The organism is Spongiibacter taiwanensis (assembly GCF_023702635.1).
GTDB lineage: Bacteria > Pseudomonadota > Gammaproteobacteria > Pseudomonadales > Spongiibacteraceae > Spongiibacter > Spongiibacter taiwanensis.
This window is the reverse complement of sequence record NZ_CP098455.1, coordinates 892,826-917,917: the sequence shown is the minus strand read 5'-3', so window position 1 is coordinate 917,917 and position 25,092 is coordinate 892,826. Positions and strand designations below refer to the sequence as shown.

At 56.8% G+C, this 25,092-nt stretch carries 20 protein-coding genes; 13 read left to right on the top strand and 7 right to left on the bottom strand.

Features of this window, described 5'->3' with window-relative positions:
* Positions 1-109 precede the first annotated feature (109 nt).
* The 7 genes from NCG89_RS04350 to NCG89_RS04320 all read left to right on the top strand — a co-directional run bounded on the left by NCG89_RS04350 (position 110) and on the right by NCG89_RS04320 (position 9,003).
* Complete coding sequence (locus NCG89_RS04350; protein WP_251088545.1) at positions 110-1,432, top strand: DcaP family trimeric outer membrane transporter; 1,323 nt, start codon at positions 110-112, stop codon at positions 1,430-1,432.
* An 88-nt stretch (positions 1,433-1,520) separates the two neighbouring features.
* On the top strand, positions 1,521-1,790 hold the full coding sequence (locus NCG89_RS04345) for a DUF4212 domain-containing protein (protein ID WP_251088544.1): 270 nt from the start codon (positions 1,521-1,523) through the stop codon (positions 1,788-1,790).
* Between the two features lie 11 nt (positions 1,791-1,801).
* Positions 1,802-3,535 (top strand): sodium:solute symporter family protein, encoded by a 1,734-nt coding sequence (locus tag NCG89_RS04340; RefSeq protein WP_251088543.1) that lies wholly within the window; start codon positions 1,802-1,804, stop codon positions 3,533-3,535.
* Between the two features lie 68 nt (positions 3,536-3,603).
* Positions 3,604-4,110, top strand: a complete 507-nt coding sequence (locus tag NCG89_RS04335) for a hypothetical protein (protein ID WP_251088542.1) — start codon at positions 3,604-3,606, stop codon at positions 4,108-4,110.
* Positions 4,111-4,198: 88 nt separating this feature from the next.
* Entirely contained in the window at positions 4,199-6,040 is a 1,842-nt protein-coding gene (locus NCG89_RS04330) for a DUF294 nucleotidyltransferase-like domain-containing protein (RefSeq protein ID WP_251089336.1), read from the top strand.
* Complete coding sequence (locus NCG89_RS04325) at positions 6,037-6,684, top strand: 3'-5' exonuclease (RefSeq protein WP_251088541.1); 648 nt, start codon at positions 6,037-6,039, stop codon at positions 6,682-6,684. The genes NCG89_RS04330 and NCG89_RS04325 overlap by 4 nt, the downstream gene beginning before the upstream one ends.
* A 144-nt stretch (positions 6,685-6,828) precedes the next feature.
* Entirely contained in the window at positions 6,829-9,003 is a 2,175-nt protein-coding gene (locus tag NCG89_RS04320) for a molybdopterin-containing oxidoreductase family protein (RefSeq protein ID WP_251088540.1), read from the top strand.
* Positions 9,004-9,012: 9 nt separating this feature from the next.
* Here the strand turns inward: NCG89_RS04320 and NCG89_RS04315 are convergent, their stop codons facing one another.
* Positions 9,013-9,828, bottom strand: coding sequence for an acyl-CoA thioesterase (locus tag NCG89_RS04315; protein ID WP_251088539.1), 816 nt, complete (start codon positions 9,826-9,828; stop codon positions 9,013-9,015).
* A gap of 181 nt (positions 9,829-10,009) precedes the next feature.
* Here NCG89_RS04315 and NCG89_RS04310 point away from each other — a divergent pair, with 181 nt between their 5' ends.
* Positions 10,010-10,954, top strand: a complete 945-nt coding sequence (locus tag NCG89_RS04310) for a PaaI family thioesterase (protein WP_251088538.1) — start codon at positions 10,010-10,012, stop codon at positions 10,952-10,954.
* Positions 10,954-12,201 (top strand): BaiN/RdsA family NAD(P)/FAD-dependent oxidoreductase, encoded by a 1,248-nt coding sequence (locus tag NCG89_RS04305; RefSeq protein WP_251088537.1) that lies wholly within the window; start codon positions 10,954-10,956, stop codon positions 12,199-12,201. The genes NCG89_RS04310 and NCG89_RS04305 overlap by 1 nt, the downstream gene beginning before the upstream one ends.
* 82 nt (positions 12,202-12,283) lie before the next feature.
* Here the strand turns inward: NCG89_RS04305 and NCG89_RS04300 are convergent, their stop codons facing one another.
* From NCG89_RS04300 to NCG89_RS04280, 4 genes are all read right to left on the bottom strand, one after another.
* Complete coding sequence (locus NCG89_RS04300) at positions 12,284-13,045, bottom strand: hypothetical protein (protein ID WP_251088536.1); 762 nt, start codon at positions 13,043-13,045, stop codon at positions 12,284-12,286.
* A 125-nt stretch (positions 13,046-13,170) separates the two neighbouring features.
* The gene (locus NCG89_RS04295) at positions 13,171-14,595 is read right to left on the bottom strand and encodes a hypothetical protein (protein ID WP_251088535.1); all 1,425 of its coding nucleotides are present in this window, start codon (positions 14,593-14,595) and stop codon (positions 13,171-13,173) included.
* 59 nt (positions 14,596-14,654) lie between these two features.
* Entirely contained in the window at positions 14,655-16,787 is a 2,133-nt protein-coding gene (gene recQ, locus NCG89_RS04285; RefSeq protein WP_349631925.1) for a DNA helicase RecQ, read from the bottom strand.
* Positions 16,787-17,320 carry a DUF2058 domain-containing protein gene (locus NCG89_RS04280; protein ID WP_251088534.1) on the bottom strand — a complete coding sequence of 178 codons (534 nt, stop codon included), beginning with the start codon at positions 17,318-17,320 and terminating at the stop codon, positions 16,787-16,789. Before NCG89_RS04280 ends, recQ begins: the two co-directional genes overlap by 1 nt.
* Positions 17,321-17,501: 181 nt before the next feature.
* Here NCG89_RS04280 and NCG89_RS04275 point away from each other — a divergent pair, with 181 nt between their 5' ends.
* Positions 17,502-18,695 carry a hypothetical protein gene (locus NCG89_RS04275; protein WP_251088533.1) on the top strand — a complete coding sequence of 398 codons (1,194 nt, stop codon included), beginning with the start codon at positions 17,502-17,504 and terminating at the stop codon, positions 18,693-18,695.
* Between the two features lie 32 nt (positions 18,696-18,727).
* Here NCG89_RS04275 and NCG89_RS04270 read toward each other — a convergent pair whose 3' ends face one another.
* Positions 18,728-19,021, bottom strand: a complete 294-nt coding sequence (locus NCG89_RS04270) for a hypothetical protein (protein ID WP_251088532.1) — start codon at positions 19,019-19,021, stop codon at positions 18,728-18,730.
* 219 nt (positions 19,022-19,240) lie between these two features.
* Here NCG89_RS04270 and NCG89_RS04265 point away from each other — a divergent pair, with 219 nt between their 5' ends.
* On the top strand, positions 19,241-19,768 hold the full coding sequence (locus NCG89_RS04265) for a retropepsin-like aspartic protease (RefSeq protein WP_251088531.1): 528 nt from the start codon (positions 19,241-19,243) through the stop codon (positions 19,766-19,768).
* 268 nt (positions 19,769-20,036) lie between these two features.
* Positions 20,037-22,994 carry a methyl-accepting chemotaxis protein gene (locus NCG89_RS04260; protein ID WP_251088530.1) on the top strand — a complete coding sequence of 986 codons (2,958 nt, stop codon included), beginning with the start codon at positions 20,037-20,039 and terminating at the stop codon, positions 22,992-22,994.
* 160 nt (positions 22,995-23,154) lie between these two features.
* Here the strand turns inward: NCG89_RS04260 and NCG89_RS04255 are convergent, their stop codons facing one another.
* Entirely contained in the window at positions 23,155-23,706 is a 552-nt protein-coding gene (locus NCG89_RS04255; RefSeq protein WP_251088529.1) for a TetR/AcrR family transcriptional regulator, read from the bottom strand.
* Between the two features lie 187 nt (positions 23,707-23,893).
* On the opposite strand from NCG89_RS04255, the gene NCG89_RS04250 reads away from it, so the two are divergent.
* Positions 23,894-25,051, top strand: coding sequence for an efflux RND transporter periplasmic adaptor subunit (locus NCG89_RS04250; RefSeq protein ID WP_285236391.1), 1,158 nt, complete (start codon positions 23,894-23,896; stop codon positions 25,049-25,051).
* Positions 25,052-25,092 lie beyond the last annotated feature (41 nt).

Below are 25,092 nucleotides of genomic sequence, written 5' to 3'. Positions count from 1 at the left end.
TAATACGAAGCCGCCCGTTAGAAGCCTATAACTCTGCTTACACCATTCACCGGCTGGCTGGTGTTGGGCCGAGTTGAGCGTGACATTGATAATAACGGGAGAATCTCTAATGAGTACCAATAACAAATGCGCCGAAACGAAACGGTTTTTGCCGGCCTTGGCCGCATTACCCTTGTGTTTGATGGCCGCCTCTTCCCAGGCCGAGAGCCTGGAGGAGCGGGTTGCACGTCTGGAAGCGGCGCTTGCCGCCCAGCAGCCTTCGGAGAATAAGACGGCGGCCAAATCCAGTAACGGCAAGACCGAATACAGCTTTGGCGGCTATATCAAGCTTGATGCCATTTCCAGTCAGTACAGTGGCGGTGAGCGGGCCACATCGGCGGTAGGGGATGATTTTCTCGTCGCCTCGACTATTCCGGTAGGTGGCGAATCCGGCGATGCCAATTTTGATATGCAGGCGCGGCATTCTCGATTGTGGTTTAAGACCGTGACACCCACCGCGGCAGGTCAGGTATCCAGTTACATTGAAATGGACTTTGGCGTAAACCAGATCGGTGATGAGCGCATCAGCAATTCTTCGGTGAACCGCATCCGCCAGGCCTATGTCAGTTGGCAGTACGATGCCGACAGCTCCCTGTTGGCGGGCCAGTCCTGGTCCACTTTTTTCAATGTGGCAAGCCTGCCCGAGACTCTGGATTTTGTCGGCCCGGTAGGGACGCTGTTTGAGCGTCAATCCCAATTGCGCTGGACCCACGGGCTGGGCGACGGTAGCAGCGTGATGTTTGCTCTGGAGAATCCCTCCACCGGTTTATACGGCGCGGCGGGCTCTGATGCGGGTGGCGGTGCCTACGACAATAACAGCCTGCCCGATGTGGTGCTGCGCTATAACGGCACTAGCGGCTCGCTGAGCTACAGCCTGGCCAGCGTGATTCGGGAAATCGCCTACAAGCAGGATTTTAACAACAGTGCTGCGGTGGCGGTATCCGGTGACGAGAGCGAAATGGGCTACGGCGTAAGCGCGGCAATGATCTGGAAGCTGGGTGCGGATGACCTGAAAGTGCAGCTCAATGCCGGTAACGCCCTGGGCCGTTACATGGGCTTACAGAGCTATCGGGACGGGATGATTGAGGACAGCGGCGACATCGAACTGATTGATGAGATTGGCGGCTTCATAGCCTATCGCCATTTCTGGAACGATCAATGGCGCAGTTCTATCGTGCTGTCGGCATCTTCGGCTGACAACCCCGATGAAGTTGCCGCGACTACGTCCAAATCTTATCAAAGCCTTCACCTGAACCTGCTCTACAGCCCGGTTGCAGCGCTTACCCTGGGCGCAGAATTTATTCATGCCAGTCGCAATATCGAGGGCGAGGTGAATGGTGATGACAGCGGTGAACTCGACCGGCTGCAGTTCAGTGTGAAGTATGTGTTTTAAGGCGGACGACTAAAGTCCAATGGTCTTGTCAGCGTTTTGCCACCTATAGTGCAAGGTGTCGGTAACGCGAATCAGCAGGAGAATAACAATGGCGTTTAAATCGAAAGAAATGGCCCAGGCCTATTGGCGGGAGAACCTCCGCCTGATGTTGATACTGTCGGTCATCTGGTTTGTGGTTTCCTACGGTTGCGGAATTCTGTTGGTTGAACAGCTCAACAGCATTCGTCTTGGCGGCTTCAAACTTGGATTCTGGTTTGCCCAGCAGGGGTCTATCTACACCTTTGTCGTGCTCACTTTTGTGTACGCAAAGCAGATGGGCAAACTCGATCGTAAATACGGCGTCGATGACGAGAGCTGAGGACTGACATCATGGATCTGCAATTTCTGACTTACATCGTGGTGGGCATTACCTTTGCCATATATATCGGCATTGCCATCTGGGCGCGGGCAGGCTCCACCAAGGAATTCTACGTGGCCGGTGGCGGTGTGCACCCGGTTGCCAACGGTATGGCCACCGCGGCTGACTGGATGAGCGCGGCGTCGTTTATATCCATGGCGGGCCTGATCGCCTACATGGGTTATGGCGGCTCGGTGTTTCTGATGGGCTGGACCGGCGGCTTTGTGCTGTTGGCCATGTTCCTGGCGCCGTATCTGCGCAAGTACGGCAAGTTCACCGTACCGGAGTTTATCGGCGATCGCTTTTACTCGCGCACTGCGCGCATTGTGGCGGTGCTTTGCCTGATCATCATTTCGGTAACCTACGTTATCGGGCAGATGAAAGGGGTAGGGGTGGCGTTCTCGCGTTTCCTGCAAGTCAGCTATGAAGCGGGTTTGCTAGTGGGGATGGCAATTGTGTTTGTTTACGCCGTAGTCGGCGGTATGAAGGGGATCACTTACACGCAGATCGCCCAGTACTGTGTGCTGATCATGGCCTACACCATCCCGGCGATTTTTATCTCGCTGAACCTGACCGGCAACCCGATTCCACAATTGGGGCTAGGCGGTACCTTGAGCGGCACCGACACCTTCTTGCTGGATCGCCTTGATCAGGTGATCACTGAAATCGGCTTTGCGGACTACACCAACAATATTCGTGGCAACACGCTGAATATGTTTGTGTATACCCTGTCGCTGATGATCGGCACCGCAGGCCTGCCCCACGTGATTATCCGCTTTTTTACCGTGCCCAAGGTTAAAGATGCGCGTACGTCGGCAGGCTGGGCACTGGTGTTTATCGCCCTGCTTTACACTACCGCGCCCGCGGTGGCGGCGATGGCGCGCCTTAACCTGCACAACACTATCAACCAGCCCGATTCGGCAGAGAGTCTGGTGTACGAGGAACGGCCCCAGTGGTTCAAAAACTGGGAGCAGACCGGCTTGCTGGCTTTCGAAGACAAAAACGGTGACGGCAAAATCCAGTACACCGCCGATGCGGCCACCAATGAAATGGTCACCGTTGATCGGGACATTATCGTGCTGGCCAACCCGGAAATCGCCAAACTGCCTAACTGGGTGATTGCCCTGATTGCGGCGGGCGGCCTGGCGGCAGCGCTGTCAACTGCTGCCGGGTTGCTGTTGGCGATTTCCTCAGCCATTTCCCATGATCTGCTCAAAGGTGTGCTTAAACCGGATATCTCTGAAAAGTCCGAATTGCTCGCCAGTCGGATTGCGATGGCCGGGGCGATCGGGGTGGCCGGTTACCTGGGCTTTAATCCACCCGATTTTGCGGCGGGAACCGTGGCGCTGGCCTTTGGTCTGGCGGCATCCTCAATCTTCCCGGTACTGATGATGGGCATCTTCAACCGGCGGGTAAACAAGGAAGGTGCCATTGCCGGTATGGTGGCGGGTATTGGTGTCACCCTGTTCTATGTGTTCCAACACAAAGGCATTATGTTTATCGCCAGTACCGCTTTCCTTGGGGATATGCAGCCCAATTGGTTCCTGGGGATTGAGCCCAATGCCTTTGGAGCCGTGGGTGCGGTGGTTAACTTTGCGGTCGCCTTTGCGGTGTCGGCCATGACCAAAGAACCGCCCCAATCGGTGCAAGAACTGGTGGAGCACATTCGGGTGCCAGTGGGGGTTAACGCGGCTCAGGATCACTAGCAGCCCAGGGCGCTTGGCATTACCGGGCGCCCCAACCCCCAAGACCATTCAGAACAACAGGAATAATCATGTTAACCAACAAGCATGTAGTCGCCGCGCTAATCATTGCGCCGATCCTCGCGGTGCTGGCTTACCTGGCGGTGGACATCTCCCTGAGTGAGCCCGGTGCGGCGCCTCAGACCGGGCAGAGCTACCCACTGGTGTCCGGCGCAAAGTGTCGGTATCAGAGCGGCCAATGCGTAATGAAGAATGGTAACTTCAAGATCGTCCTGGTCGCTGACCGGGTTGACGCGAATACGCTACAGCTAACGCTTCGCTCGGATTTTCCGTTGGATGGCGCCAGAGTGGCGCTGGCCTTCGAGGACGGTACTGAGAATCCGCCGACAGAGATGGTGACAACCGGTGACGACCGCCGAGAATGGCAGGTGCAGTTGTTGGAGCGTGATGCGAGCGCCGAGCTGTTACGGGTGGTGGTAGCCAGTGGCGACAGCTATTATTTTGGCAGTACCGGCCTGGTGTTTAGCGATTATAAAACGGGTTACCACAAAGATTTCAGGGCCCAGCGCGATGACTGAACTCACTGGCTGCCGGTGACGAGTTATCGATGATCAAGAGGCATTAATTCGTAACCAATACAGAGAGCTGGGAGACGCGGGGCGGGTGATGACCACAATAGGCAATCCAGAGCTCGATGTTGTCCGGGACTTTCTCGACCACTGCCTGATTTTTGAGGGGCTGCCAGGTCAAACACGCGATGACGTTGCCCGCCATATGGCGGTCCGTTATTTTCCCGCCCCTCACCGATTTGATATTGAAACAACCCCGCCCGGGATATACACCCTGCGCAGCGGTCTGGTGGACATTTTTGTTGATGGGCAGCTTTGTCAGCGCTTGGATGCCGGCGACAGCTTCACGCTGCCCTTGCTCGGTAAGGAAAGAAACCAATGTCTGGCGAAGGTCGCCGAAGACTGCCTGATTTATCTGCTTCCAGAGGATGCCAGTTTGGCGCTGCGCCGGCAGTTTCCCCAGCTGGAGGGCCTGCTAGCACTCGAAGCGAAGGTCCCGGCGTCCAATGCTGATGGACTGCATTTATTGCTCCAGCCATTGCAGCGCTGGATGAGCCGGGATCTGGTTACCGTCGCACCCGAGCAGCGGGTTGCTGATGCCGCCAGGTTAATGACGGAGCGGCGGGTGTCCTCCGCGTTGGTGGTAAGTGCCTCGGAAAAGCTGGTGGGGATCGTCACAGACCGGGATATTCGCAGCCGTCTGGTTGCCGAGGGCGGCAGCAGTGATCAGTCTGTGCAGAGCATCATGACGCCCGCACCGCTCACCCTGACACCGGAACACACCCTGTTTGATGCAACCCTGTTGATGAGTCAGCGCGGCATTCATCACTTGCCCATTGCGCATCAGGGCAAGGCGCTGGGCATGATTACCGCCTCGGATGTGTTTCTGGCCCGGGAGGAAGACCCGGTGTTCTTTGTTCAGCATTTGGGGCGGCAACAAGATGTCTCGGGCTTGCGGCAAATGCTTGGCGGCTTACCTCGCTTGTTTGTTCATTGGGTCCGGGGCGGGCTGCCCGCCGAGCACATTGGCCGGTTGAGCAATATGGTCAGCGAGGCCACAACCCGGCGCTTGATCGAATTGGGTATAGAGCGCCTTGGGCCGCCTCCCGGCGCGTTTTGCTGGCTGAGTTTTGGCTCCCAGGCCAGGGGTGAGCAGCTGCTCGGTGGCGACCAGGATAACGGTCTGGTGATAGATGATGCAGTGGCCGAGACAGATCTGCCCTGGTTCGCTTCGCTGGCCCAGTGGGTCTGCGAGGGGCTAGACGCCTGCGGTTATGTGTTTTGCCCCGGCGAGGTGATGGCGAGCAATCCCCAATGGTGTCAGCGCTTGAGCCAATGGCAGGCAACGGTGGACCAGTGGATGACCACACCTACACCGGCGGCGGTGATGCGGGTGAGTATTTTCTTTGACCTGCGCGGCATTTGGGGTGACACCTCCCTCAGCCGTGCGGTCCAGCACCATATGCTGACCCATGCCAAATCCAACAGTATTTTTCAGGCGGCACTGGCGCGCAACGTACTGGAAAGCTCACCGCCGCTGGGATTGCTGCGACGGTTTGTGGTTGAGCGCAATGGCGAGCATCGTGATCAGTTCAACCTGAAAAAACGCGGTGTCCTCCCGTTTGTCGAAGTGGTTCGCCTGCGGGCGCTGAGCGCCGGGTTGACCGCTCTGGGTACGCTGGATCGCTTGGCCGCACTTAAAGCGTTCGGGCATATGCACCCCGCTGATGCCGACGGTCTGGCGGAGGCCTACCGGGTAATTTCCCGCCTGCGCATTGAGCTGCAGGCCGACCAGGTGAGCGGCGGCGAAAACGTCCACAATTATTGTGACCCCAGCAGGCTTTCGCGATTATCGCGCCACAACCTGCGTGGCGCGTTTGGGGTAATCCACGATGCCCAGGCCTCGGTGCGGCTCCATTATTTGCAAGGGCTGGCATGAATTTGGACGCCATGGCCCAGCGCGCAGGGATTGCCTTTGCGCGCTGGCGCTATGCCGGTCGAGCCGATAGCGCTCTGCGGATGCTGTGGCAGGCTTCACCGCTCAGCGGGAAAAGGAGCCGTGACTTTTTGGCCGTGGATCTGGAGACCACAGGCTTACGCCCGGCTGACGACGAGGTTCTCAGTATCGCCTGGGTACCGGTGAGGGCTGGGGCGGCCTATCCGGGTGAAGGCCGACATCTACTGGTTAAGCCCCGGCAAAGCGTGGGTGATAGCGCGGCTTTTCATGCGCTGCGTGACTGTGACTTGGTGGGGGCAATCAACCTGGAGGCCGCATTGGCTGCGTTTTTCGAGGTGGCGGCGGGGCGGGTGCTGGTATTTCACGGCGGGCAGCTGGATTTGGCCTTTTTGAATGCCGGTTGCCGGCGCCAATTCGGTGCGCCGTTGTTAATGCCTCATATAGATACGCTGGTTTGGCAGCGCCGCCGCTTGAACCGCCGCCAGCAGCCGATTGCACCGGGGGAGCTGCGGCTGGGCGCCTGCCGCCGCGCCTTCCATCTACCTGACTATCCACCTCACAACGCTGCCGTTGATGCGCTGGCTACCGCTGAGTTATTGCTGGCACTGCTCGCCTCCCAGGCCTGATTGTATCTCGTTATACTGAACTCTCATCTCCATCGGGGCTATTGAAACTCTGATCAATGTGATTAACTGGGGCTTGGTTATATAACGATACAAATAATATTAAATGGGACATCCGCCATCGCGCCGGGTCCCCGGAGAGTTCTCATGACGCAACGGGTTACCTACACCAACTGCAATATCTGTATTTCTGGCTGCGGCCTGAAAGTCACCAGTGAAGATAATCAGGTCATCAAAATTGAGCCCGACAAGGAGTCGCCAGCCTGGCGGGACTTTTGTGTGAAGGGCGGCCAGGCCTACAAGGCACTGACCCATCCGGCGCGAATCACCCAGCCAATGAAGCGGGTGGGTGATCGCTATGTGCCGGTGCCTTACAAACAGGCGGTCAAGGAAATTGCCGCCCAGTTGAATGACATTATTGATCGCCACGGTGCCAACGCGGTGGGCTCCTACACCGGCAATCCGGGGGCGAGTAACTTTGGCGGCTTTGTCTTTTTGAGTTTATTGCTCGATGCCATCGGCACTGACAGCCGTTATTTTGTCGGCTCGCTGGATGAAAATGCCCTCCACTATGTGTGTGAGGAGATGTACAACCTGCCCTGGACGATTCTGCAGGCCGATATTGAAAACACCGATTGTCTGCTGTTGGTGGGCGCAAATCCGGCGATTAGCGAATTTGCCTGGCTGTTCTCGGTCACCGAGGGCTGGAAAAAGGCTGAGGCCATGCGCGCCCGGGGCGGCAAAATCTTTGTGGTAGACCCCCGCCGCACCGAATCGGCCAGCAAAGCCGATCAGCATATTGCTCCGCTGCCCAATACCGACTGGGCGCTGCTATTGGCAGTGCTGCATGTCATTGCCAAAAACCGCTGGTATGACCCGGCCGCCGCGGCAGACTGTGACCGCTTTGATGAGCTTATAGCTTTATTGGCCGGTCAGGATTTGATCGAGCTGGGGCGGCGCTGTGATGTGCCGGTGAGCGCGATTGAAAAACTCGCACGGGAGTTCAGTAAAGGCAGTGGTATTTGCCTGGCCCACACTGGTGTGGGCCAGAGCAGCACCGGGTCGGTGGGAGTTTGGTTGTCCCATTTGCTGAATCTGATCACCGGCAATCTCCGTCGTCGCGGCGGCCTGTATCATATTCGCGGCGCTCTGGACCTGGTGGCCAATGGCAGCGAATTTTTCCCCAAGGCTCATCGGGTGAGCCGGGTAAACAAGGCGCCTTCGGTGGCAGGCTTCCTGCCGGTAACGGAGTTGCAAACGGAGCTGACCACGCCGGGCGAAGGTCAACTGAAAGCGTTCATCATTCAAGGCGGCAACCCGGTAATCAGCGGTCCCGAGGGCGACAAGCTCGATCAGGCGTTGGCCGGGCTTGAGTGCCTGATTGCCGTCGACAGCTTTCAGCGGGAGAGCCACCGCCATGCCCATTGGCTGATGCCGGTGCCCAGCTTCCTGGAGCTCAACGAGGTGTCAGCCCTTATTCAGGAGCTGAGTGCCTCAACGCGAGTACAGATGCAGCGACCGGTAGTTGATAAACCCGCCGGGGTGCCCTACGAATGGGAGTTCTTCCGGGACTTGGCCCTGGCAATGAACAAGCCTTTCCTGATGGGCAAGCCCATACTGAACTGGTTGGTGAAGGGGCTTTCTTTGAAAGCGAAAATCACCGGCAACCCCTATGATGGCTTTAGCCCGAAGACCGTCGTGCAGACCATGTACAAGAAGGCGGGGCGGGTGGCTTACCGGGATATCGAAAGAAGCCCCCACGGTCTTGCCCTGAATGAGCAGCCGGATTACGACTACTTTCTGGATAACCTCGATACCGAGTCCGGCAAGGTGCAGGTCATGCCCGACGCGCTGATGGGGCATTTGCAATCACTGTTGGCCAGCCCTGTGGAGCGGGCTGATCGGGCGGTCTACCCACTGCAAATGATCAGTCGCCGGCGCAAACAGATGATGAATTCTTGGATGGTGCAGGGCTCGGTACAGTCGATGAAGAACCCGGAAGGCGATGTGATTGAGGTATGTGACGAGGATGCCCGTGAGCTTGGCTTAAACGATGGCGAGTGGGTCACTGTCAGTTCGGCGGTAAACGCCTTACGGGCGCGCCTGAAAGTGAGTGACCGCTTGCGACCCGGTGTGGCGGTGATGGTTCATGGCTGGGGCGGTAATACCTATAACCCGCGTCAGGCCAACAGCGAAGCGGTGGGCGGCGTGAACCGCAACCTGCTGGTGTCCAACAAGGATTATGACCCCCTGACCCGGGTCCCCAAACTCAATGGCACCGGCATTCGCATCGAACGTTTGGAGGCCCAGGGCGCCGCCTGACCGCAAACGTTATTTTTCGAACACGGTGGCCAGTTGGCGGCTGATGAGCGCCAGTTGGCCATCCGGTGCCCACACCAGGGCGTGATTGTGAAAGTAGCCATGACTGGCGCTTTGGCAGCGATAATCTACCAGCCACCAGTCGTCCCTTTGCTGCGCGGGTAAGGCACTGGGACACTCCAGGTACCAGCTTAACGAGCTGCCATTCGACGGTTTGGCCAGCCGGTTTAAACCCGGTATGGGCGGCACATCGGCAATGGCGATCAGACTGAACAGATCAATGGCGCCCGGTTCGCGGAATCGAATCCACATGGCGTAGTCGCTAGTAGCGGCGTTGGCAAAGGGCCAGCCCCCACTGGCGAGGCGCATCTCAAAGTGCTGAGTGAAGTTGGGGGTGATGCCCTCGATCCAGGGAAGGGCAGGGCAATCTTGCACAGCTGCTACTGAGGGCCGGGTGGGGCTCGGTTCGGAAATCGTGCTTGGCCGGTCCTTGCAAAAGGCGGCGGTGGCATTTGCGGTGACGCTATCGCCATCGCGAATTTCGCCGTAACGGTGGCTAACTGACCCACCATCGCGCAGGGGGCGGGAGGCAATATCAAGCCCGCTGGCCGGGGTCGGGCCGACAAAATTGACTGACAATGAGCGCAAACGACGGTCCATTGGCAGGCCTTCGCTCAGTGCTTTAGTTAGCAAGGCTGCGCTCAGACCGCCAAACACCGTGCGGCCCTGCAACCAGCTGGCATCGACCGCACAGTCAAACAGGGTCTCATCGGCGCTGGTTTGCTCGCGCGGTTTAACGCTGGCAATGATCTGTTCAAATCCCATCATGGACATGACTCTCTTAGGCTCACTTCGATAATCGTCCAGCAGCTTATCGGTATATGTGTTCGCTGTAAACAATAGCTCGCCTGGCTCGTTTACGTAGATAGTTCGTCATCGCCGCGATCGGGTTCGCACCGGGAATGATGCCTGGGGTAATATGGGCGCCGCAAAGCAGAGAGGTTATTTCATGGCTGTGAATTTGGATGAATTACTCCGCTTCAATCAAGTGATGACCAGCACCAACGAGGGTGATCATTTCTTGACGGTGGGGATCAAAATTGACGATCTCGCCGACAAGTACGTGCGTGGGAGCATGGACTACAGCCCGGCGATTATCGGCGATCCGGAAACGGGGATTATTCACGGCGGGCCGATCACGAGTCTGCTTGATACTACTGCCGGATTTGCCGCCGGAACCCAGCTCGAGAGTTTGGGCTTTACCCCCACCATTGATCTGCGCATCGACTACATGCGTCCCGCCACGCCGGGAGAGCAGGTGATTGCCGAGGCGGAAGTGTACCGATCGACCGAATTTGTCTTTTTTACCCGGGCTGTGGCCCACCACGGCGACCCGGAACGTCCCATTGCCCACGCCACCGGAAATTTCTTCAATCTTGGACCTGGCGCTTTCAACGGGGTGAGAGAGGTTTTTGAGCTGGCGGAGAGCGGCAAGCGCCCGCGCCCGGCTTATCTGGATACCGTCGCCGAGTTTGACCCGAACACAGTGGACTTGTGTAAGGACCAAGTCTTGATGGACTTTGTTCAGCGGATACCTTATGTCAATACCCTCGGCATGTTGGTATTGGCCGAACCCGGCTGTTATCAGTTGCCGCCCAAGCAGTCCAATATCGGTAATCCCAGCTTTCCTGCCCTGCATGGCGGCGCCATTGCCGGTTTTATGGAGATGTCGGCCATCGTGTCGGTGCTGCGTCGTACCGGTACATCACGTGTGCCCAGGGTGATTGATATCAGCGTGGATTACCTGCGGGCCGGTGGTTTCAAAAATACCTACGTTCGCTGTAAGGTCAACTACCTCGGCCAGCGGATGGTTAATGTCAGCGTGACTGCCTGGCAGGACCGAGAGGAAAAACCCATTGCCAATGCCCGCGCCCAGTTTCTGCTGAAAGACTAATGTCCGCCGCGACAAACGATACCACCGTTAAGCGCGCCATCGTTATTGGCGGCGGCCCGGCCGGGCTGATGGCAGCGGAGCAATTGCTCGCCGCCGGAATCGAAGTGACGCTTTATGAGGCGATGCCGTCGGTGGGGCGCAAATTGCTCCGCGCTGGGATCGGCGGTCTCAATATTAGTCATGCGGAACCGATGGCTGCCTTTCGCGGGCGTTTCGGCGCCGCCAGTACGGCGACAGAGAGGTGGTTAGACACCTTCGGCCGCGATCACCTTCTCGATTGGTGCGCTGCGCTGGGAGTAGAAACCTTTGTCGGCAGTTCGGGCCGAATTTTCCCCACAGAGAAAAAGGCCGCGCCTTTGCTGCGCCGCTGGTTGCAGCGGCTGCGCGCTCAGGGCCTTACCATTCTGACCCGCCATCGCTGGGGGGGCTGGACCAGTGCGGGCGAGCTGTTGTTGGCGGGACCCGAGGGCCAGTTTAGTGACCGGGCCGATGCGGTAATTCTGGCCTGTGGTGGCGGCAGCTGGGCGAAGCTGGGGTCAGATGGTAAGTGGTTACCGACGCTGGCTGAAAAGGGGGTTGAATGCACGCCATTGCAAGCGGCGAATTGCGGATTCAACTATTCCTGGCCGGCACTCATGGCCGACTATTTTGGTCGGCCTTTGAAGAATATTAGCCTGAGCATGTCGCTTGCCGATGGGCGAACATGGCAGCGCCGGGGCGATGCGCTGGTTTCCCACTACGGCCTGGAGGGCAGTCTGATGTACGCGGCATCGGCGGGCATTCGCGACATCATCAACCAGAATGGTGCCTGCACAATCCACTGGGATTTATTTCCTGATCGCAGTTCTGAGGAGTTACGCCAGGCCCTGCTCAAGCGCGCAAGCCGGGACTCCATCGGCAATGTGCTGCGCAAACAGTGGCGACTGAGCGGCGCCAAATTGGGTCTACTAAAGGCGCTGACCGACAAAGCGCAGATGGCCGATTTGGCCAGCCTGTCTGAGCGCGTTAAAGCCTTGCCACAAACCTTGAATAGCCCTAGACCGATCGATGAGGCGATTAGCACTGGTGGCGGGGTGCGCTTGGATGCCGTCGATGCCAGGCTGATGTTGAAGGCCTTACCCGGCGTATTTTGCGCGGGCGAGATGCTGGATTGGGAGGCCCCCACCGGCGGATATTTGCTCACGGCCTGCTTTGCCAGCGGTGTAGTAGCGGGGCGGGGTGCCGCGGCATTTGTATCACAGAGCTAAACCCGGGGTGGCAAGAGAGTAAAGCCAACTAGCGGTACCTGCTTTTATTCGCTCGGGTGCGGAGTCCGGCCTGTGCGAGCGATTACCCCCGAACACCACCTGCCGACTTCACCTTCATGCGCTCGGAAGGCTTGGGCGAGTTCCCTTCAAGCAACTGCTGCAGCTCCCGCTTTGCTTGGTTGATATAACTAGGCTCGGCCGGCTGCAGTGGCTCGCAGGCGAGTTTGGCGAAGTCGTCCTGGTAGAGCACTTGGCGGCTGAGCGTTCCGCTAACACCGTTGGAGGATTTCCAGCGATAGTAGCCCTTGCCTTGCTGATGGTAGGTCAGTGTAAGGCTGCGACTTTCGCCATTGGCACAGGGGAAGAAGTAAATAATCTCGCTGGCCACTGATGCCAGCCCTGTTGCTTCGCTGGTGGTTTCGTCCAGCAGTTCTGCCGCACCACCCTGCTGCATGCAGACGATTTGGGTTGAGCCGACCCGTCGGAGAGGCATTTCAGCGGGGAGCTCGGCCGCCAAGGAAAATTCGGCAGTTTGCATTTCGCCGTTATTGCAGCGGACTTGAAACGACATATCCTGAAGCGTTACCCGCTGTTTGCTGGGGTTGGCGACCCACAGCTCAACGCTGCTGAGACCGTCTATCGGTGCGAGCTTGGCCTGAATCTGCAGGCCCTCCGGCATGGCAGCATCGACTGGTACCGGGCCGCGCTGACAATGTTGGTACGTGGATTGACATTGGGCTGGGTTACCTGTCTGTTGGACGCATTTTACGAATTGGTCCCGGCAGGCATCGGCGTGACTGGAGAGAGCAAAGGCAAACAGCAGAGTGGCAAGCAGAAGTGGCATCGCGGCGTTCTTATTTTGTGGATGATGCCAGTGATTTTGCTGGCTCGGTGGTCTGAGGTCAAACGCCGACGCCCTGACGGCTTTTAAGGATGGTTTGCTTACGGATACAAGCCCGATTTTGTAGATCACAAACCGGCAAGCTTAAAGAAAATGAGGTTTATCAGAAGTGATTCCGATAGAACATATTCTTTGTTTTTGAAAGAGATGCATACCTCGTTAATTTTTTGTACCTCGCCTAATGGGTGGGAAAGAGTTTTCATAACGCGGTTTTTGCGTGATTTGCTGTAAAGACTTTTAAAGATTTCATCGCTTTTTATCAGTAGGTAGTTTTCGTTTTCGAAAAAATCTGGTGAGTAAGCAGAGATTTTACTGCTTTTGAATTCGCGAGCCGATTTATCATCTGCTATAGCATTTGCCATCTGAAGCATTGATGCCGGTAAATTCAAGGAAAAGAAAATTTCAGGTTTTCCACAGCGCCGCAATTCTCTGCTCATTCCTAAGTATCTAGCCTGGGCTAAAAAATGTTTACGCTCTGTTTGGTCGGTTGGAATGATGGTTTGCGTGCTATTGCACAGAAACGGCAACTCTTCTTGGAGTTCTTTCTCTAACCAGGCCCGTGGACTGTAAATGCCCTCACTTTCGGAATAACAGGTCCCAATGTTTCCTGCACCAGAGACACTAGGCGAAAGCTGACCCTGGAATACATTGTTAAATTTGCTTCGAATGGGTATGAGGAGGTAATGGTCGGACGTAACGAATAGGCAGCTAAGTCCTAGATGGTTTTCAGGAATTGCGACCTTGAGCGAGTTTAATTTTGGGCCCGGTTCCAAAACTTCTCGGTAAGTAAGTCCATCTGATATTGGAACTTCAGGTAGCATGTTGGTGGCAAGATACGAGTAGTAGCTTGAGCGCCTGAACGTGAGCCTAGGAGCGCTTTTTTCTATGCAAATACGTTGTAGCGACAGTGTTAAGCCATTGTAATCAAATTTCTCTGAAGCGTTGAACCGCTTTAAAATTCTGTCGAGGCCGTTTTCTGTTATATACCAAGGAAGCTGGTATGTGTCTTCAGTCAACTCGAATTCTACATCGCAAATTCCGGGTAGGTCTTTGAGGTCAGGTAAGTGCTCCAGAACACTTTGAGAAAGAATTAGATCTTTCCGGTCCTCGATGTCTAATTGACTTCGCTTCGGGATATGTAGGTGCTTGGTTAGATTAATTGTAGGCACATAGGTGGTAGTGCCCCGCGATGTAAGAAAAAGCCATCTCGGAAGTTCTTCGGAGTATGTTCGCAAGAAAAATGCAGTGTCATGAGAATAACGTGATGTTTCGGTGCGCAGCGATGACGAGAACAAAAAAAGTAGTGCTAGTTGAATAATTAAGAACTGAGTGACGTTGACCATTAGAGACAGGCTTAATACACCGCCGTTACTATGCACTTCGCTGTGAAAGCCGTAGGTGCCTACTAGAAAATGTAGCGCCACAATGACTAATAGTAAGATTCTCCTGCTTGGTCTGGAGAAGTAGATGGCGAGATACTGTGTTACAGGCATGCGCGGACCCGTTGAATAAATTCAGTTATAAATTAATTGATTTGACTTTGAAAGGCGCGCTACAGCGCCGCCTTTACACAAGCTAGCACACCGTAGTCATACTCGCCGTCGAGAAATTCATATACCGGTTTGAGTCGGCCGTCTTCGCTGTGCTCAAAGGCAAAGCGAATCTCTTTGAGCGCGGCGTCATTCAGCTCGACCACATCGTCCAGTTCAAGCTCACCCTCGGCTATCGCATTGGCGAGGTGGCGGTATACCGTGCTGATGGTCAGGTCCCGGCGGTGGGCAATCTCCAATGGTGTTAACCCTTGGCAGAGCAGGGCAATGCTGTCTGCGGCGGAATCAGTGGGACCTGCGGGCGCACTGCCCTGGTGGGCGCGGATGACGTCCAGGAAGGCATCGCCGTAGGCGTCGAGCTTGCGTTGCCCCACGCCGGATACCCGACTGAATTGCTCCAGGGTTTGAGGCTCCCGTTCGAGCATATCCATCAGGGTGGCATCGTGGAAAATCACATAGGCGGGCACACCCTGCTCGTCGGCCAGCTCTTTGCGCTTTTGGCGCAGAGCCTCCCACAAGGGGGCATTGCTGACATTGCTGCTAAAGGTGGCGCGGCGGCTCTGACGGGTTTTGCTGACCTTGGCCATTTTGCGCAAGGTCAAGGTGGTCTCGCCCTTCAGCACGGGCCGGGCCTGCTCGGTGAGACGCACACTGCCGTGCCCCTCCACATCGACTTGCAGCAGGCCTTGGGCGATCAGTTGGCGGTACAGGGTGCGCCACTCACTGTTACCCAGCTCTTTGCCGATGCCGTAGGTGGAAAGTTGCTGGTGGCCAAATTGGCTGATGCGATCATCGTCTTTGCCCAGTAGGACATCGACCAGGTAATTGACGCCGAAGCGCTGGCCGGTGCGGTAAACACAAGACAGGGCTTTTTGGGCTGCCACGGTGGCATCCCATGTCTCAGGGGGTGTCAGGCAGTTGTCGCAATTCCCGCAGGGACCATTGCCGGGGGCATCAAAATAGGCGAGCAGGGCCTGGCGGCGGCAGTCGTGGAGTTCACATAGGCCGAGCATGGCGTCGAGTTTGTGGCGTTCAACCCGCTTGTAGGCCTCGTTTGCCTCCGAGTTTTCCTGCATCTGCTTGAGCGTAATGACGTCCTGCAGGCCGTAGAGCATCCAGGCGTCGGCGGGCAGACCGTCGCGCCCCGCGCGGCCAGTTTCCTGGTAGTAGGCCTCAATGCTTTTGGGCAGATTCAGGTGGGCGACAAAGCGCACGTCGGGTTTGTCGATCCCCATACCAAAGGCGATGGTGGCAACAATAATGATGCCGTCTTCCCGTAAAAAGCGGGCCTGATTTTGTTGGCGCTGGGCCTGGCTGAGCCCGGCATGGTAGGGCAGGGCGGCCAGGCCCTTATCGCTGAGCCAGGCGGCGGTGTCGTCCACCCGCTTGCGCGACAGGCAGTAGACAATCCCCGCTTCGCCTTCATGTTCATTGCGGATAAAGCGCAGCAGTTGCTCCCGGGCGTTCCCCTGATTCTCGGCAATGCGGTAGCGGATATTGGGCCGGTCAAAGCCGCTGTTGAACACCTCGGCCTCTTCCAGGGCCAGGCGTTGGATGATCTCGACCTGGGTGCGACGGTCGGCGGTGGCGGTGAGGGCGATCCGGGGGATGTCCGGGAAGCGCTCGTGCAGGATGGAAAGTTGGATGTACTCCGGGCGAAAGTCGTGGCCCCATTGGGATACGCAGTGGGCCTCATCGATGGCGAACAGAGCCAGGGTACTGCGCGCGAGCAGGTCCAGCATTCTCGGCATCATCAGCCGCTCCGGGGCGACATAGAGCAAGTCCAGCTGCCCGTCGGCCAGCGCCCGTTCGACCGCAAAGGCCTCGCTGCCGCTAAGGCTGGAATTCAGGCAGGCGGCGCGAATGCCGTTCTGGCGCAGGGCATCCACCTGGTCTTGCATCAGGGCGATCAGGGGGGAAACCACCACCGCACAGCCCTCGCGCAGCAGCGCGGGAATCTGAAAGCACAAAGATTTGCCGCCGCCGGTCGGCATGAGCACCAGGGCGTCGCCGCCGCTGGCGACCTGGCGAATGATCTGCTGTTGGTGGCCGCGAAATTCGCTGTAGCCGTAGCTTTGCTGCAGAATTTCCAGCGCGGCCTGATCGATTTCCGAGGGGCTGTTTTGGACGGGCATTACCACATTAAATCGTCGGGAATCTGGTAGTCGGCGTAGGGGTCGTCTTCGTCCACCTGGTTGGCCTGGGGGGCATTGAGCACCAGTACGGCGTCGGGGTCGCGCTGCTGGATTTTTTCCGCCACCCGGGCGGGGACCAATTCATACTGCTCGGCGAGTTTGACGATGGCCAGCACGCCATTGGTGAGCTGCTTTTGCTGCAAGGCGTCGACGTAGAGCTTTTTGATCTTCTTGCCATCGGTGAAGTTGTAGGCCACCTCGCCCTGGTTTCGCGCTACCCGGTTAGTTTGGATGAGCTGCACAATCTGAGCCTGAATGGCTTTCTTTTCGGCTTCCAGGTTGCGCTGCCGGGCCAGCGCCCGATCTCGCTCGGCCTTTTCTGCCATGGCCTTTTGGGCGGCCAGTTTGCCTTCATCAACTTTGGGCTTGCCCTTGTTCTGTTTTGCGGCCTTGCGCTGTTCTTGCTTGAGCTTTTTGGCCTTTTTCTCATCGACGATACCGGCTTTGAGCAGCTGGTCTTGTAGGGATGCCATGATTGTTGTCCGGGACAGGGTGATTGCGATGTGGTGGGGGAGCATTTTAGGGGATAGTCCGTCCCGCTTGAAGTGCTGAGGGCGATCTCGCGCCGGCCCAAGGCACTTACCGGAAATTCTGTGATCTGAGTGAGGAGCGGTAAATCAGTATCCAGCCACTCAGGACGTCGTCGCGCATTACATGGATTGGCCAAACAGAACACATTGCCAGGTCGGCACAGTTATCGGCGGGTTGATCCTGGTGCTGCTGACGGGTTGTGCGTCAGTGATAGAGCCAGACTCGCTTGAGGAGCCACCTTTTCCTGCCTTGTCGGTGTCCTTCTCCCCTAGCGATCCGGCCTTGCTGAAGGATTGCCTGAACTATAGCGACCGCCATGCAGTGGACCACTGCAGTTTGAATATGCTGGATTTGAGTCATTTTTGGCGGGGGCTCAATGCGACGGGGCAGTTCAAATCGGTGTTGTATGACGCCCAAGACGCCGACTACCAGCTATCGGTGACTACCGCCTACTATTCCCAAGAGGGATTTCGCGATATTGCGATGTCCTATCTCGCGGGTCTGACCTTCACTCTTTACCCGCTGAGCACCCATCACGATGTCAAAGCCGTTATGACCCTCTCCTGGCGCGACAAAGTGTTGCGTCGTTACGAGTACGATATGGCGTTTGATCGCAAGGTGCGGCTCTACTATCCCGGCGATGACACCCAGGATTTTGTCGACGATTTACTGGCCCGCTTTATGAACGACGCCGAGCGCGACGGCATTTTTTCGCAGTCTTATTTATATCGGGTAATGAACGCGAGTAACTACCAGTCGTTGATCGCAGAAGGTAAGCAACTCGGTCCCTGGGCGCTGATTGATAAAGTCCAGGCAACCAGCCCCTATCGGGGTCTCACGCTGCGCTACGAGTACCGAGACAATCCTGCTGATCAGTACGAGGTGCGAATATATCCGGTGGCCAGAACTGACTGGAATGATCTGGAGCAGGCTCTGCTTGAAGAGGAGCAGCGAATTCGCCATCAGCAGGCCGATGAGGTGCTGAGCCAGTTATTGGGCTCGATAGATTACGGCAATTCGATTTTTCTGTTGTTTGAGCCCCTTGCGTCACCAGAGGCGGCCGCGCCGCTGATGAAGGGCTTGTTGTTTCGCGGTGAGATCACCACCGGTCTGGGGCAGCGGCTGTCGCGAGACACCTACCTGTTTCTGAAACAGGACAAAATCATGCAAATTAAGGTGACCTGCGCAGAACCGGATTGTGCGGCTCGGGGCAGGCAGTTTGCCCGCACGGCAGTGCGCCAACTGGCCGTGCCCGCCGAGTCCGACTTTATGGCAGAAGTGCGCCGGCAACACCGGCGCATTCCGATCAAGCCCTGAGGCGGGCCGGCGCGGATAAGCGCGCTGCCGGATTACTGGATACGGTCCCGGCGATACACGCGGCCTTTGTTTCGGGGGACGTTCTGGGGGACGTGTTTTACTTCTTCAAAGGCGGCAATTTCGGTGTCGGCCTGGAGGGTGTTACCGAGGTAAGGCCGGTACTTATCCAGGCGGCGTTCGCCCTCCTGTTGACTCAGCTGAACGGCCGGGCGGCTGAGCACCTCTTTCTCATAGGACAGCGCGGTGAGAAAGGGCGGCTTGGCATGGGCTTGGGTAGCCATGAGGACACCGGTGGCAATAAGGCCGAGATTCTTTAGCTGTTTCATAACCGATCCTATAGTCAGCGTTGCTGAGGTCGTTGCTTAGTTGGTGTGCGCACTGAAATGGTGCGATATCTCAATGTTGATGCGTTAGTTTAGTGCGATTTTTCCGAAAAATCGCTCAAGTTGGTAATAGATTTTACTTATCACCCCTGGCGTCAAATTTGCAGTATTCACTGGGTAATTCAGCTGTTAGGCCCGCCAATGGCGGGAGAGAGGCGAAATGTGACCAGTGTGAATCGGCGGTTGGGTGGTCTGGGACGACAAAACTTTGGCACGCCTGTGGTGCTTTGCTTGTGGGTGCTGTGCTGTTTGAGTGCGCTGACGGCGACTGCGGTTGAGATTCCCCTCCACGAAAAAGACACGGATGTGCTCTATCTACATGCCGGGCTTGGCGGCGATGCACCCACTGAGTTTCTGTTTGATACGGGCTCGGGCTATCTGGTGATCACCGAGGGGCAGATGGATACGCTGCTGCGCCAAGGCCAAGCCGAATACCAGCGTCAAATTCACGCCAAATTGGCCTCCGGCCAGCTGCGCCGGGTGGCAATTTATTCGATCGCTAGCCTGGACCTGGGGGCTGGCTGCGTATTGCACAACGTAGAAGCGGCAGTGCTGCCGGGTGCGCGGCGCAACATCCTGGGCATGAATGTGTTGAAAATGGTGGATAGCTTCAGTGTGTCCTTCAACCCGTCGCGTTTGGTGCTGAGCGGTTGCCAGCGGCAAACGATCGAAAAAGTCGCCAGTCTTTAGCCTTCACCCGCCAGCGATGAACTTTTGGCTGGTTTTGGCTGTGAGCACGTCCGGCAAACCTGCCGGGCCTGGGCGCTACAACCTGGCTTGCTGCTGGTGTGTCGCCGTAATAACACTACTGCGTGGTGGGGTTTCGGTGTTAGCGCACACAGCAACGCAGTAATACGTATTGGCAGTCCTGTAGAGATTGTCCATTCTCCCTGAGAATATAACTATTTTACTATGCTGCGACGTGTGCGGCATGATTACTCAGGGGTTAATCGATATTATGGCCAGCGCATCTCCCTCTCGAGAGCAGTTGCTTCAAACTCTCTCAGCCATCGGCCAGTCTCAGGCTGTGATTGAATTCGACCCGTCTGGAAATATCCTCTCCGCCAATGCGAACTTTCTGGCCGTGACCGGCTACCGGGCTGAGGCTCTGATTGGCAAGCATCATCGCCTGTTTGTTGACCCGGAATACGCGGCCTCGACTGAGTATCAGGCGTTTTGGGCGAGCCTCGCCCGGGGGCAGGAACAGTCTGGCGAGTTTCGCAGGGTGAACTGTCAAGGCGAGACATTTTGGATTCAGGCGTCTTATTGTCCGGTCAAGAACAAGGCAGGGCAGGTAACGCGAATTATCAAGGTGGCATCAGATATCACCGCGCAAAAGCGTCAGAACCTGGATTTTCTCGGCCAGATCGAAGGAATCAACGCGAGTCAGGCGGTCATTCAGTTTGATCCACAAGGACAAATTCTCTCCGCCAATGATAATTTTCTCGATGCCATGGGGTATCGGATAGAGGAAATCAAAGGCCAGCATCACTCCATGTTTGTTGACCCGGATGAGCGCTATTCCCAGGAGTATGTGCAGTTCTGGAATTTGCTGGCCAGTGGCCGGGCTCAGGTGGGGGAGTTTCGCCGTCGCAACAAAGCGGGCGAGGATGTATGGATACAGGCGTCTTACACTCCCATTAAAGGACTGAACGGCGAGGTGGTGAAGGTGGTGAAGTACGCCAGCGACATCACTGAACAGAAGCGAATCTATGCTGACTTTAAGGGCCAAATCGACGGCATTAACCAATCTCAGGCGGTGATTCAGTTTAACGTAGACGGCACGATTCTGTCGGCCAATGATAATTTCCTCGCCGCCCTCGGCTATGAGCGCGAGGAGGTGGTTGGTCGACACCACCGCATGTTTGTTGAAGAGGCCTACGGGCGCTCAGCAGCGTACAAGCAGTTTTGGCAATCCCTGGCCCGGGGCGAGGCGCAAGTGGGCGAGTTCAAACGGGTGAATAAGTCGGGCGGTGAGGTCTGGATTCGGGCCTCCTATACACCGGTCAAGGATCATAGCGGCAAGGTTTTCAAGATTGTTAAGTATGCCTCGGATATCACCCAGCAGAAGCTGACCAATGCCGATTACAAAGGCCAGATTGAAGGGATCAGCGCCAGTCAGGCAGTCATTCAGTTTGAGGTTGACGGCACCATTCTCCAGGCCAATGACAACTTCCTCTCAGCCATGGGCTATCGAGCCGACGAAGTGATTGGTCAACACCATGCGATGTTTGTTGACCCCGCCTACGGCCAGTCCCAGGCGTATCGGCAATTCTGGTTGGATTTGGCTGAGGGTATTCCCCAGCTGGGTGAATTCAAGCGTTTCGCCAAGGGCGGCGCCGAGGTGTGGATTCAAGCCTCGTATACGCCGATCAAGGACATGTCGGGCCGGGTGTTTAAAATTGTTAAGTACGCGACAGATGTGACCGAGCAAAAGCTGCGCAATGCCGATTATCAGGGCCAAATAGAGGGCATCAGTGCCAGTCAGGCGGTCATCCAATTCGAAGTTGATGGCACCATTTTAAGCGCCAATGATAACTTCCTCGGCGCGATGGGCTACAACGCCTCCGAGGTGCTTGGCCGTCATCACCGGGTGTTTGTCGATAAGGCCTACGGTCAGTCAGAGGAGTATCGCGATTTTTGGGCGGCACTGGCTCGGGGTGAGGCTCAAATCGGAGAATTCAAACGTTTCGGCAAAGGGGGGCGGGAGATTTGGATTCAGGCTTCCTACACCCCCATCAAAGACCTGAGTGGTCGGGTATTCAAGGTGGTGAAATACGCCAGTGATATTACCCAACGCAAGCAGGCGGTGGTTCAGGTGTCGCGCCTTATTGAGGCGGCTCAGGACGGCTTTCTTGATGACCGTGCCCGGGTGGATGGCTTTGATGGTGACAACAAAGCGCTGCTCGACAATATCAATGCCATGCTCGATGCGATCACCGGGCCGATCAATGAGGTTGCCGATGTGATGCAGGCGGTGGCGGAGAATGTAATGCACCGTCAGGTGAGGGGCGCCTACAACGGCCGCTTTGGCGAGCTGAAGAGTTATGTGAATTCGGCGGTCTCCCAATTGCGGGAGTCGCTGAGCCAGGTCAATGTGGCTTCCGAGCAGGTGTCATCGGCAGCGGGCATGATCGCTGCCACCAGCCACTCGGTGGCGCTGGGCGCGTCGGAGCAGGCGGCATCACTGGAGCAAACCGGCAGAGCCCTGGTGCATTTGTCGGAGCAGACCAGGGCCAATGTGGAAAGCACTCGGGCCGCTCGGGAGCTGGTCAGCAACACCCGTGACGTGGCCCATGCCGGCAGCGACACCATGGGCAAAATGCTGGAGGCCATGGATCGCATCAAAGTAGCGGCCAAAGATACTCAGGATATTATCAACGACATTAACGAGATTGCCTTCCAGACCAATCTGCTGGCGCTTAATGCCGCGGTGGAAGCGGCGCGAGCCGGGGAGGCCGGGCGCAGTTTTGCCGTGGTTGCCGAAGAGGTGCGCAACTTGGCGCTGCGGGCCAAAAACGCCGCCAACAAAACCCAGACCTTAATCGCCCAGAGCGCCGAGTCGGCTGAGGACGGCGGCGCGCTGTCCAGTGAGGTGAGTCGGCGTCTGGAGGATATTATGACGGCGATTACCAAGGTTACCGGCATCGTCACCGAGATCAACACCGCCAGTGAGTCCCAGGCCAAGGGGATCGATGAGATTAATATGGCGGTGCGCAACATGGATAAAGTGGTACAGCGGGCGGCGGCGGATTCTGAGGAATCGTCCAGCGCCTCTGAAGAGTTAGCGGCCCAGGCCAAGGAGCTGAATGCGTTGGTGGCCTGTTTTGATCTTGGGGATGACGACCCCCAGGCAGTGGTGGCAAATAGCGGTATGGCGGCTGTTAAAGACACCCTCAGATCAATGGCGCGATAGTGTTGCGATAGCAGGACCTGGTTGGGGTGTGTTCTGCCGTAACGGGCCTCCTCAGGAGGCCTTAAAAAGGGCGCCTTCGGGCGCCCTTTTTTCTGTTATGTGCTCTGGCTAAATAGCGTGTTACCGAAGAGATCGGCTAAGGCGCTGAGTCGGCAGCCATCTAAATGGCAGCGCTGCCCTGCAAAAAGGCAGACTCGATCACGTCACCCAAATTCCCCCGAGCCACCCGGCCCCGGCGTTCGGCGTCTATCATGCCCAAAATAATGGTGACCAGCAGCTCGGTAAGGGCGGGGGCGGGCAGATCGATCCGGAAAACCCCTTCTTTTTGTCCTCGCAGAAAAAACGCATCCATTGCGGCATTCCACACCTGGACCGGGGCGGCCTCGTTTTCCAGGTCCGGTTCCCAGTAATGAATCAGAAAGCTGGTGAACTCTCGGTGGTGCAGATGGTTGTCGATCAGGTTGCGCAGGGCGGTGCGAATTGGCGCGGATTCGAGATTGGCACCACAGATAACCCGGTCTACTGCCCGGGTGCTGGCCTCTTCCAAGCGCTCTTGCAACTGTTCCCGTGTTCGGCAAAAACGATAAAGGGTGGCCTTGCTCACCCCCACCGCATTGGCTAGTTCCTGCAGATTGGCGCGGGGTTTCTCGACAAATGCAGCGGCAAGCTGGCGGACAAAGGCTTCATCGGCGCAGACCGGTTCAGCGGTCATAGATTTCTCTCCTCCTATATGAATCCTTAGTCACACTTTTGGATCGGTTTGGATTCATGATGTTGTTATAGGGCCAGTATACCTGAAGTATGAAATTAACAAAATTTAAATGAATCTAAATTGATTCATTTAAATTTATATGGAATTATATGGAGTGTAAAGGAATTGAAAGAAGGTGGATTGAGCCATGAAAACCCGTTTTCCCGTTGTAATGCTTGCCGTTTCGCTATCGCTGGTGGCGGCGTTAAGTGCTTGTGGTAACGACCAAGTGGCTGCGCAGGGGGCAACGCCGCCGACGCCGGTGGATACCATGACGGTTCACCCCCGCAGTCTGGCCCTGTCCAGAGACCTACCCGGCCGTATTGAGCCCGTCAGAGTTGCCGAGGTCCGCGCCCGGGTGGCGGGGATTGTGCTGAGCAGAGCATTCCGTGAAGGGGCGATGGTGGAGGCTGGTCAGGTTCTGTTTCGGATTGACCCGGCTCCCTTTGAGGCGGCGGTGCAGCGCTATCAGGCGGAACTTGCCCAGGCCGAGGCGGCGCTGTTCGACGCCGAATCGGTTGTGCGCCGCTACCAGCCATTGGTGGAGATCGAGGCCGTTAGCCAGCAAGATTTCGATACCGCCCAGACCACCTTGAAACGCGCCAAGGCAGCGAAGCTGGCGGCTCAGGCCAACCTGAAAACCGCTGAGTTGGACCTGGAGCATGCCACGGTTACTGCGCCCATCTCCGGGCGTATTGGTGCTGCATTGGTGACTGAGGGCGCCCTGGTGGGGCTGGATCAGGCGACGCCGCTGGCCGTGATTCAGCAGATGGACCCGATTTACGCCGATATCAAACAATCCGCTGCAGTCGCGACCAAGCTGCGTGCGCAACTGGCCAATCAGGGCCTCAACGGCGAAGGGGCACCCATGTCGCTCAAGTTGGATGGCAGTGATGAAACCCGAGAGGGCAGGTTACTGTTCTCGGATGTGACGGTGGATCGCAGCACGGGCGAACTGACCCTGCGCGGCGAATTCCCCAATCCAGATGGTTTGTTACTGCCTGGCATGTATGTTCGGGTGCAGGTGGTCCAGGGCGAGGATCCTGCCGCCATTCTTATTCCCCAGCGGGCGGTTCAGCGGTCCAGTGACGGCAAGCCCTATGTATTGGTTGTCGACGAGAATCAGGTAGCCACCTCCCGTGAGGTCACCACGGGGGATATGTATGGCGCTGAATGGCACATTACCGGCGGTCTGGAAGACGGCGACCAAATCGTTGTCGACGGCGGTAGCAAGGTGCGCGCGGGTGACAAGGTCGCGGTGAACCCGGTTCAAACGGTCACGGTAGCGACCAGCGCCGGGCGTTGAGTGTCGAGCCTGCCCCCTGAGTTAATGCCCGCGAGTTAGAG

What these genes read in the sequence shown, in the direction of transcription:
- NCG89_RS04350 (WP_251088545.1), top strand. Translation starts at nt 110, where the DNA reads ATGAGTACCAATAACAAATGCGCCGAAACGAAACGGTTTTTGCCGGCC.
- NCG89_RS04345 (WP_251088544.1), top strand. Translation starts at nt 1,521, where the DNA reads ATGGCGTTTAAATCGAAAGAAATGGCCCAGGCCTATTGGCGGGAGAAC.
- NCG89_RS04340 (WP_251088543.1), top strand. Translation starts at nt 1,802, where the DNA reads ATGGATCTGCAATTTCTGACTTACATCGTGGTGGGCATTACCTTTGCC.
- NCG89_RS04335 (WP_251088542.1), top strand. Translation starts at nt 3,604, where the DNA reads ATGTTAACCAACAAGCATGTAGTCGCCGCGCTAATCATTGCGCCGATC.
- NCG89_RS04330 (WP_251089336.1), top strand. Translation starts at nt 4,199, where the DNA reads ATGACCACAATAGGCAATCCAGAGCTCGATGTTGTCCGGGACTTTCTC.
- NCG89_RS04325 (WP_251088541.1), top strand. Translation starts at nt 6,037, where the DNA reads ATGAATTTGGACGCCATGGCCCAGCGCGCAGGGATTGCCTTTGCGCGC.
- NCG89_RS04320 (WP_251088540.1), top strand. Translation starts at nt 6,829, where the DNA reads ATGACGCAACGGGTTACCTACACCAACTGCAATATCTGTATTTCTGGC.
- NCG89_RS04315 (WP_251088539.1), bottom strand. Translation starts at nt 9,828, where the DNA reads ATGATGGGATTTGAACAGATCATTGCCAGCGTTAAACCGCGCGAGCAA.
- NCG89_RS04310 (WP_251088538.1), top strand. Translation starts at nt 10,010, where the DNA reads ATGGCTGTGAATTTGGATGAATTACTCCGCTTCAATCAAGTGATGACC.
- NCG89_RS04305 (WP_251088537.1), top strand. Translation starts at nt 10,954, where the DNA reads ATGTCCGCCGCGACAAACGATACCACCGTTAAGCGCGCCATCGTTATT.
- NCG89_RS04300 (WP_251088536.1), bottom strand. Translation starts at nt 13,045, where the DNA reads ATGCCACTTCTGCTTGCCACTCTGCTGTTTGCCTTTGCTCTCTCCAGT.
- NCG89_RS04295 (WP_251088535.1), bottom strand. Translation starts at nt 14,595, where the DNA reads ATGCCTGTAACACAGTATCTCGCCATCTACTTCTCCAGACCAAGCAGG.
- recQ (WP_349631925.1), bottom strand. Translation starts at nt 16,787, where the DNA reads ATGCCCGTCCAAAACAGCCCCTCGGAAATCGATCAGGCCGCGCTGGAA.
- NCG89_RS04280 (WP_251088534.1), bottom strand. Translation starts at nt 17,320, where the DNA reads ATGGCATCCCTACAAGACCAGCTGCTCAAAGCCGGTATCGTCGATGAG.
- NCG89_RS04275 (WP_251088533.1), top strand. Translation starts at nt 17,502, where the DNA reads ATGGATTGGCCAAACAGAACACATTGCCAGGTCGGCACAGTTATCGGC.
- NCG89_RS04270 (WP_251088532.1), bottom strand. Translation starts at nt 19,021, where the DNA reads ATGAAACAGCTAAAGAATCTCGGCCTTATTGCCACCGGTGTCCTCATG.
- NCG89_RS04260 (WP_251088530.1), top strand. Translation starts at nt 20,037, where the DNA reads ATGGCCAGCGCATCTCCCTCTCGAGAGCAGTTGCTTCAAACTCTCTCA.
- NCG89_RS04255 (WP_251088529.1), bottom strand. Translation starts at nt 23,706, where the DNA reads ATGACCGCTGAACCGGTCTGCGCCGATGAAGCCTTTGTCCGCCAGCTT.
- NCG89_RS04250 (WP_285236391.1), top strand. Translation starts at nt 23,894, where the DNA reads ATGAAAACCCGTTTTCCCGTTGTAATGCTTGCCGTTTCGCTATCGCTG.